This window comes from Desulfocicer niacini (assembly GCF_054657595.1).
The window spans coordinates 88,158-103,447 of record NZ_BAAHYK010000011.1 but is presented as its reverse complement, the minus strand read 5'-3'; the positions used below and the strand labels follow the sequence as shown (position 1 = coordinate 103,447).

General features: G+C 47.6%; 11 protein-coding genes. 6 read left to right on the top strand and 5 right to left on the bottom strand.

Going from position 1 to position 15,290, the window contains the following annotated elements; all coding sequences use genetic code 11:
• Positions 1-46 precede the first annotated feature (46 nt).
• Both ACYQ2M_RS07820 and ACYQ2M_RS07815 read left to right on the top strand, forming a co-directional pair.
• Entirely contained in the window at positions 47-1,717 is a 1,671-nt protein-coding gene (locus tag ACYQ2M_RS07820) for a SpoVR family protein (RefSeq protein WP_459915776.1), read from the top strand.
• A 2-nt stretch (positions 1,718-1,719) separates the two neighbouring features.
• On the top strand, positions 1,720-4,035 hold the full coding sequence (locus tag ACYQ2M_RS07815; RefSeq protein WP_459915775.1) for a serine protein kinase PrkA: 2,316 nt from the start codon (positions 1,720-1,722) through the stop codon (positions 4,033-4,035).
• Here ACYQ2M_RS07815 and ACYQ2M_RS07810 read toward each other — a convergent pair.
• Genes ACYQ2M_RS07810 through ACYQ2M_RS07800 form a run of 3 tightly spaced genes read right to left on the bottom strand, consistent with a single transcriptional unit; the run spans position 4,028 to position 5,364 of the window.
• A complete protein-coding gene (locus ACYQ2M_RS07810) occupies positions 4,028-4,771 on the bottom strand; it encodes a tRNA threonylcarbamoyladenosine dehydratase (RefSeq protein ID WP_459915774.1) in 744 nt (247 codons plus the stop codon). The two genes, ACYQ2M_RS07815 and ACYQ2M_RS07810, sit on opposite strands and share 8 nt — an antisense overlap.
• Positions 4,768-4,920 (bottom strand): hypothetical protein, encoded by a 153-nt coding sequence (locus ACYQ2M_RS07805; RefSeq protein WP_459915773.1) that lies wholly within the window; start codon positions 4,918-4,920, stop codon positions 4,768-4,770. The genes ACYQ2M_RS07810 and ACYQ2M_RS07805 overlap by 4 nt, the downstream gene beginning before the upstream one ends.
• Before the next feature lie 57 nt (positions 4,921-4,977).
• Entirely contained in the window at positions 4,978-5,364 is a 387-nt protein-coding gene (locus tag ACYQ2M_RS07800) for a DUF1611 domain-containing protein (protein WP_459915772.1), read from the bottom strand.
• Positions 5,365-5,576: 212 nt separating this feature from the next.
• On the opposite strand from ACYQ2M_RS07800, the gene ACYQ2M_RS07795 reads away from it, so the two are divergent.
• Positions 5,577-7,211 carry an ABC-F family ATP-binding cassette domain-containing protein gene (locus tag ACYQ2M_RS07795; protein ID WP_459915771.1) on the top strand — a complete coding sequence of 545 codons (1,635 nt, stop codon included), beginning with the start codon at positions 5,577-5,579 and terminating at the stop codon, positions 7,209-7,211.
• Here ACYQ2M_RS07795 and ACYQ2M_RS07790 read toward each other — a convergent pair whose 3' ends face one another.
• The gene (locus ACYQ2M_RS07790; RefSeq protein ID WP_459915770.1) at positions 7,212-8,987 is read right to left on the bottom strand and encodes a SulP family inorganic anion transporter; all 1,776 of its coding nucleotides are present in this window, start codon (positions 8,985-8,987) and stop codon (positions 7,212-7,214) included. It lies immediately after the preceding gene.
• Between the two features lie 583 nt (positions 8,988-9,570).
• Between ACYQ2M_RS07790 and ACYQ2M_RS07785 the strand changes: the two genes are divergently transcribed.
• Complete coding sequence (locus tag ACYQ2M_RS07785; RefSeq protein ID WP_459915769.1) at positions 9,571-12,216, top strand: SNF2-related protein; 2,646 nt, start codon at positions 9,571-9,573, stop codon at positions 12,214-12,216.
• 29 nt (positions 12,217-12,245) lie between these two features.
• Here ACYQ2M_RS07785 and ACYQ2M_RS07780 read toward each other — a convergent pair whose 3' ends face one another.
• Entirely contained in the window at positions 12,246-12,806 is a 561-nt protein-coding gene (locus ACYQ2M_RS07780) for a substrate-binding periplasmic protein (RefSeq protein WP_459915768.1), read from the bottom strand.
• A 204-nt stretch (positions 12,807-13,010) separates the two neighbouring features.
• Here ACYQ2M_RS07780 and cmoA point away from each other — a divergent pair, with 204 nt between their 5' ends.
• Positions 13,011-13,736 (top strand): carboxy-S-adenosyl-L-methionine synthase CmoA, encoded by a 726-nt coding sequence (gene cmoA, locus ACYQ2M_RS07775; RefSeq protein ID WP_459915767.1) that lies wholly within the window; start codon positions 13,011-13,013, stop codon positions 13,734-13,736.
• Between the two features lie 359 nt (positions 13,737-14,095).
• On the top strand, positions 14,096-15,085 hold the full coding sequence (gene cmoB / locus ACYQ2M_RS07770; protein ID WP_459915766.1) for a tRNA 5-methoxyuridine(34)/uridine 5-oxyacetic acid(34) synthase CmoB: 990 nt from the start codon (positions 14,096-14,098) through the stop codon (positions 15,083-15,085).
• Positions 15,086-15,290 lie beyond the last annotated feature (205 nt).

Sequence of the window (15,290 nt, the reverse complement as noted above, 5' to 3'; positions counted from 1 at the left end):
TGGCGCATAAAGGATCGTCAGACGGCTGACAAAGGGGAGGTTCACCATGGAAATTGTTGATCAGCATGTAAAGGCCATCATGGAAGGATGTAAGGAGCGGGCAAGGGATGCAGGCCTTTGTTTTGAGGATGAGTCCCTGGAATATATTGTCACCAACCGGGACATGGTGGAATTAAGCCCCAAGGTGATGATGCCAACCCTTTACGACTACTGGGTGCATGATGTCAGGGTGCTTTCCGGCAAGGGAATGTATGAACTTTATCCAAACAACCCCTACGAGACCGTCATCAACACCCGTCCTGCCATCTCGTTTTACAACGATAATAACCCGGACTGGCTCAATGTGATGATTTTTTATCATGTGCTGGGCCACATAGATTTTTTTCAGAACAATCTTTTTTTCCAGCACACCTGGGATCTTGATTTCAATGGCCAGGCCCTGGCAGATAAACGGCTGATTGCCAGATATCGGTCTGAAAAGGGGCGATGGGTGGATTATGTCATTGAATTTGCCAGGGGAATTGATAACCTGGTGGGATATCACGATACCGTTTCCCGGACCACCCGTGCACATCAGGCAAAACATCTCACCCCATTTGATTATTATTTTGATATCTTTCTCCAGCGGGAAAAAGGCCTGTCCCACAATGATTACCTCAAAGAGATTGAACGCTACAATGAAGCCCTGGCTACCCATCACCATAATATTGAGGAGCATTTTTTTATTGATGTGCGCATCAAATTTCCTGAGTTTGATGCCTTTTATAAACGATATCTGGAAAAAAAGGACCGGGGTCGACCCGATGTCATGGAATATATCATGGAGCACTCCACTTTTTTGAACAAGGACGAGAACAAGTGGATGAAATCCGTGATGGCGGTGGTGCGAAAAACCTCTTTGTTTTTTCAACCCCAGATCCGCACCAAGATCATGAACGAGGGCTGGGCCAGTTACTGGCATGAAACGCTGTTCATGAAAGATGACAGGATCAAAGGCCATGAGGTGAATTTTGCCAAGGTCAACGCCGGTGTTACCGCCATGCCCAAGGTGGGTCTCAACCCCTATGCCCTTGGCATGCGCCTTTTTTATCACATAGAAAAAATGGAAAACCGGGGTTGTTATTCCCTGGAATACGATCTGATTAAGGATGAGGTCAAACAGAAAGGCTTTGACACCAAGCATGGCGCGGGCCTTGATCGCCTTTTTTCCATCCGGGAAAATATGTGTGATTTTACCTTTATTAATACCTATATCGACCAGGAATTCATGCATCGGCACAATTTATTTGTGACGGGCAAGCGTCTAAACAGCCAACGCAAATCATGGCAGTATTATGTTAAATCCAGAAGTGCCCATGCCTATCGTGACATGGTCATTGACACCCTGTATCATCCCCCTGTCATAAAGGTCAATGTGGAAAAGACCAACCAGGGTCCCCTTTATCTGGAACACAGCTTTGAAGGCAAACCCCTGAAAACGGACTTTATTGAAAACACCATGATGGGCATTGAGTATCTCTGGGGTCGGTCGGTGCGCCTTGAAACCAGCGAACCGGTAAAGCCCGCCACCCCCCAGCAGCGCTATATTGATTTCTGGAGCCCACCTGCACCTGCCGGAGCATCGGCAGGCACCCCGAAAAAAGAAAAGGAACCAATGGCATGGAAGCGGGTTCTGTATGTGATGGAAAATAGAAAATTGTTGAAACGGGGGGTGTGAGAATGAACAAAGAAACCCTTGGCATGGAAAACAATGAACAGCGGGTGAAACAAGCCCTGGATTTTCTCAATGGTGATATCGGCGAATACGAAAAATTTAAACCAATTACCTTTACCCAGTACCTGGACATGGTGGCGAAGAATCCCTTTCGGACCATCCGCAATATTTTCCAGGTGTTCCATGACATGATGATATCCCACGTGGATAGAGTGGAAGCCTTTGAAGAGCTTGATGATCTGAACATTATCAATTATGACTGCAGTCGGCTTTTCGTGGCAGACTCGGAAAATCCCTACTTCACGGATCGGCTTTTTGCCAATCGCCTGATGAAGCACATGGAGGGCCTGCGCCATGGTGCCCAGCAGAATCAGATTTATATTTTTCATGGTCCCCATGGCTGCGGCAAGAGTACGTTTTTAAATAACATGCTTAAAAAATTTGAAAGCTATGCCAACAGTGAAGAGGGTATCCGGTACGAGATTGTGTGGCGACTTGATGTCGATAAACTCGGGGATGGCCGGGCTGCCGAGACAACTTCCGCCATTGAACGCCTGGTAAATTTGATTGATCATCCCCATGGGAATGTTTCTGAAAAAGTCACCGAGGCCTGCATTGCCCCCGGATTTCATTCCGAATACATAGAAATTCCTTGTATTTCACATGATAATCCCATTTTAATCATTCCCAAAAAACATCGACGGGATTTTCTGGATAAACTGGTCCCCAACGACGAATTTAAATGGCGATTGTTCAAGGAAAAAGAGTATGAATGGGTTTTCAGCCTTGAGCCCTGCACCATATGTGAATCCATTTTTCAGGCACTTCTGGAACGACTGGGTTCACCGGAAAAGGTGTTTGAGATGGTCTTTGCCAGGCCTTATTATTTTAATCGACGTCTGGGTACCGGGATTTCCGTATTCAACCCTGGGGATGTTCCCTTAAAGCAGAATGTCATGAGCAATCAAATGCTCCAGAACCGTATCAATAACCTGTTCAGGGACAGTAATTTGATCAACTATATCTATTCTCGGTTTTCCAAGACCAACAATGGTATTTATGCTTTGATGGACATTAAATCACACAATGTGGATCGCATGGTGGAACTGCACAATATCATCAGTGAGGCGGTGCACAAGGTGGAAGATATTGAAGAAAATGTAAATTCCCTGTTTCTGGCCCTGATGAATCCGGAAGACAAGAAAAACATCCGGGATTTTCCTTCCTTCACCGACCGCATCAGATATATTAATATTCCCTATGTGCTTGATATCGAAACGGAAATGAAAATATACAACAATATTTTTGGTCGTCATATAGAAGATGCTTTTTTACCCATGGTCATGGATAATTTTGCAAGGATTATCATCTCTTCCCGGTTGAAACCCAAATCTGAAGCCCTTGTCGACTGGATTAAAGACAGTTCGAAGTATAATCTTTACTGTGATGAACCATTGATGCTGCTGAAGATGGAAATATACGCAGGGCATATACCCGACTGGCTCAATGATGAAGATCGAAAAGCCCTTGACAGTAAGGTATGGCAGAAGATTTTCAAAGAGTCGGAAAATGAGGGAAATTACGGGTTTTCAGGCAGGGATTCTATCCGGCTTTTTGATCAGTTTTATTCTCTTTACGCCAAGGACGATGGACTGATAAACATGCCAGAGTTGTGCACCTTTTTTAAGGGCGTTATCAAGGATTATCCCAAAATGGTTCCCGATGGATTTCTGGATTCTCTGCTGCGCATGTACGAGTATAACGTACTGCAGCAGGTCAAGGAATCCCTTTATTATTACAATGAGCAGCAGATCACAAAGGATATTAAAAACTATATTTCAGCGCTTACCTTTGAGCTGGGTACCGAAGCAAGATGCCTTTTCACCGGCGAAGAAATTAATGTGACGGAGTCCTTTTTAAGTTCCATAGAGAGCCGTCTTTTTGCCGAGGGGATCACCATGGAAAAAAGAATTGAAATGCGCAACGATGTGCTTACCCAGTACACCACCCATGCACTTCCCCGGGAAATTATGGTGGAAGACAAGGATATCATAGAAACCCGTCTTTTTATGAGCCTTTATGAAAGATATGTCTTTAACTTGAAAAAACGTGTTCTGGAACCCTTTTTAAGCAATGAAAACTTCAGGCGGGCCATCCGGGATTTTGACACATCGGATTTTAAAACTTATGACAAACGTATCCGAAGTGATGTGAAATTTCTCATTAAAAATATGGCAAAAAAATTTCAATATACCGAACAGGGGGCCAAAGAGGTTTGTATTTATGTCATAGACTCCGAGCTTGCCGGTAAATTTAAGTAATATCCAGCACAATCTTCAATGCTTCCAGGGCGGCAACATATCCGAAGATACCGCTGATCATGGAGAGGCTCCCCATGGGATTGCGTTGTCTGCCGCTGTCAAAAAAGTTGGCTTCGGTTTCCCGGGATACCGAATCTTTCTCCACAATTTCCGTGGAATAAACGGTGTGAATTCCCGAGTCAATGCCCATGCGTCTCAGGCGTTTTCTCACCGAGCGTGCCAGGGGACAGGCCATGGTTTTTGAAATATCTCCGGTGGTGATGGCCGTGGGGTCCATGCGCCGGGCCGCTCCCATGCTGGAAATTACCCGGATGTTTCGCTGCACCAGTTCAAACAGAATGTTGACTTTTGGGTTCAGACTGTCAATGGCATCCACCACCACGTCCGTGGGGGTGTGGAAGACCTCATCAAAGGTGTCTTTATGGCACAGGGTATTAAACACCTCCACGTTAATGTCCGGGTTGATCTGCAACAGACGCTCTTTTGCCGCATGGGTTTTCAACCGTCCCACATTGGGTTCAATAGCCAGGAGCTGGCGGTTGAAATTACTCAGACCAATCTCATCAAAATCCACAACTCTTAATGTTCCCACCCCGCTCCGGGCCAGGGCCTCAATGGCGTGGGAACCCACGGCCCCAAGGCCGATGACGGTGATGGTTGCCTTTTCCAGGCGATCCATGGCATCTTTTCCCAGGAGCAGTTCCGTACGTTTAAATTTTTCTCTGTTAAATTTCATTTCTTCCTGTGTGGCAAGGTGTTCTGTTTTGTGCTACCGGTGAATCTGCAGGTAAAGTTGCTGGCCTTGCTTACGGTCTCGTAGGCAATGGTGTATGGCCCCGTAAGGGGCATGTCCAGTCGGGACCATTCTATTCTTTTTATTTTCATGTCAATATCTGTTCCAGTTTAAAAAACGATGGTCACAGGGATAATCGTCAAATGATATCATTTTACGTGTGTCCTTAAAAGGGTTATCAGCTGGCCTGAACCAAATTTAAGCACATCAAAAGCCGGTAATCCGGTCACTTTTGTGATCTGGGCACAGGCTGGTAAAAATTCATCCTTTTTCAGGCCCTCGTGGTTCAGGGTAACAGCAACTGCTTTTTTGCCGGAAAATGTGTTCATCTCCCGCATTTTTTTATCACTGATGTGACCGGCATCTCCGTTGCTTTTCCGCAGGGCATACTTGTTCACAATATCTGCCATGGGCTTATCGGTCGGGTGGGCAGGTTTTATGCGTAAGCCCGGATTGGATGTAACTGGATTCTTGGCTGCCAGAAGAACCGATAATGCCAATAACGCAAGCCTGACCCCAGCCCCCAGGTGATCCATGTTATGATTATTCTCTTAATTATTGATATAAGTATGGTCATAAAGATAGCAAGGAGTATAAAAAATACCGGTATGAACGATTCCGAGAATTGGCTATCCCCCCGTGCTGTAAGCATCGATGTAATAGGAGAATTAGATGCAGTCGTCCCAGCTTTTACTTGCCCCCCGGCTTTCAGATATGGTATTTTGAAAATTTTTTGGAGCATTAATCAATGATTCATTTGACAAAGATATCAAAGCAATATGGGGATCAAATCCTTTTTAAAAATGCCGGTATGCAGATTTTACCCGGGGCACGCATGGGGCTTGTGGGACCCAATGGCGCTGGTAAGACAACCCTTTTTCATCTGATAACCGGGGCAGAAGCAGCGGATGAAGGGGAAATTTCCTGTTCCAAAAAAACGAAAATTGGTTATTTTTCCCAGAACGTGGGGGAGATGTCCGGGCGGTCTGCCATGGCCGAAGTCATGTCGGCGGCCGCTGATGTGGTGATGCTGGGCAAAAAAATGAAAGAGATGGAAGCGGCCATGGCAACCCCCATGGATGACGAGGCCATGGCCATTTTGCTGGAAAATTATGGGGAAGCTGCTGAGGCCTTTGAAAATCGGGGGGGCTACGACCTTGAAACCCGGGCACAGACGGTGCTCACAGGGCTTGGTATCGGCCCGGCAGACGACACCCGCCCGGTGGAATCCTTCAGTGGTGGGTGGAAAATGCGCATTGCTCTTGCAAAAATACTCACCATCAGCCCGGACGTTTTACTCCTTGATGAACCAACCAACCATCTGGACATGGAGTCCATTGTCTGGCTTGAAAACTGGCTGATCAATGATTTCAAGGGTGCACTTTTAATGACCTGCCATGATCATGATTTCATGAATAAAGTGGTTTCCAAAATAGTTGAAGTGGCCAATAGAACCGTCACCACCTATGGGGGCAACTATGATTTTTATGTCCGGGAACGGGACATCCGCATGACCCATCTGCTGGCAAGCTATAGACGACAGCAGGAGATGTTGGCCAAGGAGGAAAATTTCATTGCCCGGTTCAAGGCCCGGGTCTCCCATGCGGCCCAGGTGCAGTCCAGAATCAAAAAACTTGAAAAAATAGAGCGCATTGAAATACCCGAACAGCAACGGGTCATGAAATTTGAATTTCCAGATCCCCCCCGCTCCGGGGATGACGTGGTTATGATTGATAACCTGGCCAAAACATGGGATCGACCCGATGGAACGGTAAACACCGTTTTTACCGATATTTCAGGGTTGATCAACCGAGAGAATAAAATTGCCGTGGTCGGGGTAAACGGGGCAGGAAAATCCACTTTCTTAAAGATTTTGGCAGGAAGGACAGAACCCACAGGGGGCAACTTAAAAATCGGAACCGGTGTGAACATAGGTTATTTCAGCCAACATGCCATGGAATTGCTTGACGCTGAAAAAACTGTTTTTGAAACCGTCCAGGACACCTTGCCCCTTGAAGGCATCGGTGTAATTCGAAGCCTTTGTGCGGCCTTTCTTTTTTCGGGGGATGATGTGGATAAGCAGATCAAACATCTCTCCGGCGGGGAAAAAAGCCGGGTGGTGCTGGCCACACTTCTGGGGCAACCCATTAATTTTCTCATCCTTGATGAGCCCACCAACCACCTGGACATTCAGTCCCGGGAGATCCTGCTCCATGCCCTAAAAAAATTCACCGGCACCCTTGTGCTGGTCAGCCATGACCGTTATTTCCTGCGCAGCCTTGTGGATCGGGTTCTAGAGATGGATCATGGTAAAATGACCGATTATAAAGGCGATTATGAGTATTACCTTTCAAAAACCGGTCGGGATCACAGGGAGGTGTGATTACTTTCCTTCATGGGGGCAATCATTGAAAATGGGACTGTCGCACAAGGCGCAGACGGATTTGTCAAGACGTGAAACAATTTCAGAAATGGCCGTATGTTTTGAGTCAAATATATTTTTTTCTCCGATGTAGTTAATATAATCTCCCTGCTTTAAAAATTGGATGATACTCCGGTTAAGACTGCACAGGAAAAGATCCTTGTCCATGGCCCTGCGCCTCTCTGTTTCCTGGATCAGCATCATGGCTCCGGACACATCAATGTAGCTGATCCCGGCCCCCACGATGAGCAGATTTTTGGGTGTATCCCCGTCAATTTCCTCAAAAACCTGGGCAATATGGCTGGCGGCACCAAAAAAAAGAGAACCGTCAATGCGAATAATTTTCAGCTGGGGGCATTCAGGAAACTCCCCGGAAATATTTTCTATCATGTGTCGACCCGGGGCTGTGGGGTCCGGCACAAGGGCGTCAACCCGGGGATGTGACATCCTTGTTAAATAAATGGCAAGGGAGAGAAGCACCCCTGTGTAAATGGCAAATTCAATCTGAAACAAAAGGGTGCCACAAAAAGTGGTCAAAAGCACGATGGATTCGGAACGGCTGCTTTTAAAGATTTCCCGGATGTGGTGGACATCAATGAGCTTAAAGGCCACCAGCAGAATGACGCCCCCCATGGCAGACAGGGGTAGCCATGCGGTGAGCGGGGCGATTAAGACAATGATGGCACCAAGGAAAAGGGCTGAGGAGATGCTTGAAAGCGGGGTTTTTGCTCCAGACTCGTAATTTACCCCGGACCGGGTAAAGGATCCGGAGCTGGCATAGCTTGAAAAAAAACTGCCCACAATGTTGGAAAGCCCCTGGCCGATGAATTCCTGGTTGCCGTTGATGTGCTGCCTGGAATGCATGGTGATGGACCGGGCAATGGAAGAGGCCTCAATAAGACCCAGAAGCGCCACGGCCAGTGCCCCCGGTGCCAGGAGTCGCAGGGTATCCAGACTCAGATCAGGCCTTGACAGGGGCGGAAGATTCCCGGGAAGGGACCCCAGGAGTCTGACCCCATGACTGTTTCCCCCCATGAGAATGGACAGGACACTGCCGATGATCATGGCAATCAGCAGCCCGGGCCACTGGGGGCGCCAGGTTTTCAGGATGCCTCCGCAGATCAGGGTGGTCAGTGATATGGCCAGCTCGTATTCGTTGGTCTGGCCGGTGGATTTTATGATAACCGCCCAGCTGGACAGAAATGAAGAGCCATTGGGAATGTGAATGCCCATGGCATATTTGAGCTGACCGGTGGAAATAAGCAGTGCCGCACCGGCGGTGAATCCCACTATCACCGAATGGGAAACAAAATTGAGTACTGTTCCCAGCCGTGCCAGGCCAAAGACCAGTTGAAATACCCCGGCCAGGAAGGTAAGTGACAGAACCAGGCTGATGTAATTTGCAGAACCGGGTTCTGCCAGGGGGCTTAAGGTGGAAAAGACAATAATGGACAATGCCGTGGTGGGGCCGCTGATCAAATGCATGGATGATCCGAAAAGAGCCGCAATAATGGGTGGAATAATGGCGGTGTACAAACCATACTCAGCTGGCAGGCCTGCCACCAGGGCAAAGGAGACCCCCTGGGGCAGGACAATGAATGCACCGGTGAGTCCGGCAGCCAGATCTGCCCGTAGGGTGGAAAAATTGATCAGCCCCAGCCATTGCAGAAATGGGAATAATTTGACACGCAGGGGTATCTTTCGAACCGGAAGGACTGACGGGGATGTAATTTTCAATATATCCACTCCTGTGGTTTAATATTCTGGATTCATTACGAATTCCCCGCGCTTGAAAATGGGGATGTGCCGGATTATAACGCCGTTATGATCCGGCTCTGTTTTTATGCATTCCAGGGGAATGTGTAATTGAGCTGGTATCGTTGTCGCAGCTCATCCATTTGATTCTGCAGCACCTTGGGAACCGGGCATCCACCATAAATCTTTCCAGGGTTTCAAAGTCCATCCATTCACAATCAGGGTATGCGTCGGTGTAAGACATTTCAACCTCCAGTTCCAGGGTTAATTTTCAGGGCAGATCGTATATAGGAGGACGTGATAATGGAACAGGTCCCATGTATCAGAAGAGCGCCTGAAAAGAGCGTGAGTATTTGGTGATACTTCCCGTCGATGAAGATGGTAGTATGCAAGGGCAATATTGTATCACCTCTTTTTTTTTGTACGCTTATACAAGCGGTGAGTCAAGAAAATATATGGAGAAATTATCATGCACAGATCTGGTGATTGACGTGTAAAAAAGTTGACGTTTTTGATAAACGGTGTCATAAAATAAAATTTTTTTAAAAGCAGGGCAGGAGTCGTAGTGTCGTTTAAAAAAGGGCAGCGGTGGATCAGCCGCATGGAGCCGGAACTGGGGTTAGGGACACTCAGTGCAGTGGAAAACAACGGTAGACGGGTGCATATACACTTTAAGGCAAGCGGTGTGGTGCGACAATACGCCATGGAAAGCGCCCCCCTTGAAAGGGCCTGTTTTTCTACGGGGGATACGATCACCTTAAAGGATGGCCTTTGTATCACCGTGACGGCGGTGGACACCCTGGACGATCTGTTTTACTATCATGGCCAGGGCCGGGTTATCTCAGAAGAGATACTGTCTGACACCATGTCCTTTTCCCGTCCCGGCGAGCGACTCTCCGCAGGTTTGTTTGATACCACCAGAACCTTTGATCTGCGTCTCCAGGCCCGGGTACTTCAGCACCGATACCGGCGTTCTCCTGTCATGGGGTTCCTGGGAGGGCGGGTGGAATTGATTCCCCATCAATTTTACATTGCCGGAGAAGTTGCCGCACGTTATCTGCCAAGGGTTCTCCTGGCGGATGAAACAGGTCTTGGAAAGACCATTGAAGCAAGCCTTATCCTGCATCGTCTGCTCTTGAATGAGCGGATTTCACGGGTGCTGATCCTGGTACCGGATTCTCTGGTGCACCAGTGGTTTGTGGAAATGTACCGGCGGTTCAATCTCTCTTTTTCCATTGTAAATGATGATTTCACCGCCTGCATGAATACATCTGGTAACCTTTTCATGGAAAACCAGCTTTTCCTGTGCCCCATGAATTATATGGAAAATCATTCCTCTTTAACACGCCATGCCCTTGATGGTGGATGGGACATGGTGGTGGTTGATGAAGCCCACCATCTGGACCCCAACGGCAGCACCCATGCATTTTTACAACGGGTGAGTAAGGGTACTTCAGGCATGATGCTGCTTACTGCCACACCGGAGCAATTGGGCATGGAACGCCATTTTGCCCATTTAAAGCTGCTTGATCCCCATCGTTATACCAGCCTTGACGCCTATCACAGGGAAGGTGTCACCTATGAAAACACCCTCGAAGAAATAAACCAGGGCCTTGAAAAACACACGGACCTGGACAGCGCCCCGGACAACGATCTTGAAATTTTGCTGGACTGCCATGGACCGGGCCGGTCGATTTTCAGAAACACCCGGGCCGTGATAAAGGGCTTTCCAGCCAGAAAGGGAAGATGCTATCCCCTTGACCGGCAAAACGAAGTGGCATGGCTTGCCGATTTACTTCAGCGTTTAAAAAACCGGAAAGTGCTTGTGATCTGCAGTACAAAGGAACGGGCTGCAGGCATTGCCCATGCCCTGCGGGGGGTGATGACCCTTAAGTTCACACAGTTTGATGAATCCATGAGCCTTTTGCAGCGCGATAGAAGTGCTGCCTGGTTTTCCGAAAAAGAGGGTGCCCGGCTTATGATCTGTTCCGAGATCGGCTCCGAGGGCCGGAATTTTCAATTCTGCCATCATCTGGTGTTGTTTGATCTTCCCGGTAATCCCGAGCTTTTGGAACAGCGCATTGGACGTCTGGACCGCATTGGTCAGACCAGGGACATTGAAATCCATGTCCCTTATTTAAAGAACAGTTCCCAGGAGGTTCTGGCCAGATGGTACATGGACGGCACTGGTATATTTAATGGGCATGTCAATGGGCTGTACCAGATATATGATCATTTCAAGGAGCGGTTAACGCGTCTTTGCAATGACTGCGATAGTGGAAGGGATTTTGACCGGCTCGTCCTTGATCAACTCATTGAAGAAACCCGACACCACGCCCGGGACATTCAGGAAACCCTGTCCCGGGGAAGGGATCGGCTTCTGGAGCTTAATTCCTTTCGATCCGGCCCTGCCCGGGCACTGGTTGATGCCATTTCTGCCCAGGACAACACCACCACCCTGGAAACCTTCGTCCTGGCTCTTTTTGATTTTTACAATGTTTCCCACGATGAATTCATGCCGCGGACCCATGCGGTTACCTTTGACATGGCCCATCCATCATTTCCTGTCCCTCCACTGAAAAAAGAGGGCATGACCATCACCTTTGATCGAAACATCGCCGTTACCCGGGGGGAAATGGATTTTATTACCTGGGATCATCCCCTGGTCCATGGTGTCATGGAACTGTTGCTTGGCAGTGAACAGGGAAACTGCAGCTTTGCCCTGTACCGGGCAGCCGGTGAGTTTCAATTGCTGCTGGAAGCCGTGCATGTTTTGGAATGCATAACACCGAAACATCTTCACATGGATCGTTTTTTACCTGTTACCCCCATAAGGGTGGTGGTGAACCATTTGATGGAAGAGGTGACACCTGACTGGGACTGGGATGATATTCACCTTGAACTCACCGATGAAAAGAGTGGCTTTCTCCGTGAATATCCCGAAATAAAGGAATCTTTGCTGCCGGGAATGATTCGAGCATCTGCCGGGTCCGTTGAAAGCCAGTCAAAAGAAATCATTGAAAAGGCCAGAGCGGACATGAGCCATACCCTGGGAATGGAGGTACGGCGCCTGGAGCGTTTACAACTTAAAAATCCTGCGGTGACAGACACAGAGATTGCCATGGCCCGTACAGCCCTTGAAGCGCTTGAAACTGCCTTGTCAACGGCCAGGCTGCGTGTGGATGCCCTTCGCTTGATCCGGGTGGGGTAGGTAACGGATAATGTTAAACACCTCAATGGTCAGGGCTGTGAAACGTTTTGGATGACTCGGCCGATCATTTTGTCAATATATCCATTTTTTTTAAATTGTTTTATTCTCTGGGTTATCAACGGGATATATTTGATACATAAGGATTTCTTTGAGAAGGCAAAATGCAGATTTACAACATCAATGGATCGGGGCAGGGCATGTATTTTATTGTCATGCCCCAGCCGTTTCAGTTCAATGAAAAATTCATATTTGGGGCCAATGGCATAATCCCTCCGACCGGAAAGGAGCATTTTAATGATTTGTTCATAGCTGGCGATTTCAGTCAATGTTAGCCTGGGAAGAAAGGTATCAAAGCGTTGGCCTAAACTGTCCCCCCTTTGCATCAGGCCCTGCTGTCCTATTAAATCTGCATCTTTGTTAAAGCTAAGCTCGTTTCCTTTCAGAACAAAAACAACTGTGGGAATATCCACATAGGGAATGGTGAATGACATGAAGCGGGCGCGTTCCGAAGTATAAAAAATGGTCAGTATCATATCCAGGTTGCCGGATTTCATCCCGGCCATGGCCCGGGCCCAGGGCATTCTCCTCACCTGTGGAGTGGGCCAGATTTGCCCGATTACCCCGCCAATTATGACGGCTGACCGATGACCAAGCCCCGGAAACCACTTAACTAAATTATCAGGATCATGTATGGTGGCCTTATGACTGACACGTAAGGTAAATAGCGACTAAACACTGACGGCCGTTCCGGGGGCTGAGGTTGATGATCCGACTTGACCATGGTAACAGAAGAGATGAAAAAAGACACAATATTTAAAGAAAAAAAAAATCCAGTGCCGCCCTTTGAATTCAATGAGAACGTGGCCCAGGTTTTTGATGATATGATAACCCGTTCCGTGCCCCTGTACAAAGAGTGCGTCCATCGCCAGGCCCAGCTGGCAGCCCGGTTTTACCAGAAGGGAACCCGGATATATGATCTTGGATGCTCCCATGGGAATCTGGGGATGACCTTTCACACCATCATGGCAGATGCCGGCTTTGACATGGTGGCGGTGGACAGCTCCCAGCCTATGCTGGATCGGTATGCAAGACGGTTAAAAGAAAAAGAGTCACAGAGTTCGGTCTCACTTGTGTGTGATCTGGTGGAAAACGTTGCCATTGACAATGCCTCGGTGGTGGTTTTAAATCTCACCCTGCAGTTTATCGCCCCCCACCGCAGGCAGGCTGTGATGCAAAGCATTTATGATGGACTTTGCCCGGGGGGGCTGCTGCTTCTCACTGAAAAAATTATCCATGAAAACAATTCAATAAATGTACTCCAACAGCACTATTATAAAAAATTCAAGCGGGAAAACGGTTATTCTGATCTGGAGATCAGCCAGAAGAGAGACGCTCTGGAGGATGTTCTTGTGCCGGAAACATTGGAAAAACATCGGGAACGTCTGCACTGTGCCGGGTTTGCCAATATGGATATCTGGCTTAAATGGTTTAATTTTGCCGCTATGCTTGCCATAAAATAGGCAAATATTCGGTCAGCACCCCATACTCGCCTGTTTTGGTCTGCTCACTTACCATTAGTATGCTACGCAGCCCCAAACAGGCGAGTATGAGGTTCTGCCGAAGGGTGCATTTCCATTTTCGCGGTTCGACGCTTAATCAGGGAGGGGTCAGGCTTGCGTTATTGGCGTTTTTGTTTAAAATTGCCTTTAAACACAGGCTGTTGACAAAATCATAATAACATAAGGCAGACCCCTGTTGGCTTTACCAACTATGACAAATAAACCATATTGTGATCAAGCCGGGAAAATGGGAATGCGCCCCTGCCGAAATATTTACATGATCAAGCCCAATATTTACTAAAATTTAGGATACCCGTTTAATGATTCCTCATATCAGCCTTGAATTTGAAAAAGTATTTATTGAACAATTAAATGAACCCCCTTTTAAAGACGCCCTGAACAAGGCATTGGACAGCAAACGGCATCTCTTTGAAATTCCCAGGGGAAATATCTTAAAATACGCCACGGCCCTTGAAAACTTGCCCGAAGCCACCCCGTCAACCTGTGATTTCCTTTCTGATGCTGTGGGCGTGGGAACTTCCCTGGATATCAACAGTTCTGACAGAGCCGTTATGGAAGCTGCATTGTACCAGATGTGTCCCTGGCGTAAAGGCCCCTATAAGTTGTTTAATATTTCCATTGACACTGAATGGAAAAGTTTTATTAAATGGGATCGATTGGCAGACCACATTGCCCCCCTTTACCGCAGACGGATTTTAGACATCGGCTCCAGTAACGGCTACTATATGTTTCGCATGGCCGCCTTTGATCCGTCCCTGGTGGTGGGGCTGGAACCCCAGCACACCTTTTATTTTCAATATCTGGCCCTGCAGAAGTATCTTAAATTATCCCGGGTGGTCAATCTTCCCTTTACCTTTGATGAATTCCCCGTGGCCCGGAATTATTTTGACACTGTTTTTTGTATGGGGGTTCTTTATCATCGGAAATCTCCCCTGGAAATGCTAAAAAAAATCCATGACACCCTTAAAAAAGATGGAGAACTGGTCCTGGAAAATCTCATCATCCGTTCCACGGAAAATATGTGTCTTTTTCCGGACGATCGATATGCCAAAATGAGAAATGTGTTTTTTATCCCGAGCATTCCGGCCATGACCTCCTGGTTGAAACGCACCGGATTTACCAATATCCGCTGCGTTGATGTCTCCGCAACTACTCCTGGTGAACAGCGCAAAACCCCATGGATTCAAACGGAATCTCTCAATGACTTTCTGGACCCGGCTGATGCCGGTAAAACAGTTGAAGGCTATCCTGCACCAGTACGGGCCATTTTTCTTGCCAACGCAGGATAACAGGTTGTGACCAAGCCCCAGGTTTTTTTAAGGGTTTGCACTGAGAAATGGTAATTCACCACGTGAAAGTGTAAAGTAGAAATGAAGGATGCCCCATATATGTTTTTTTATATGAAAAGATAGCCTTCAAGCCTACCTCAGCAGAGCCCCCCCGATGGGCAATATGAACCGGCCAATTGAGCCGTCTATGGTTCCGGGCCGGGCC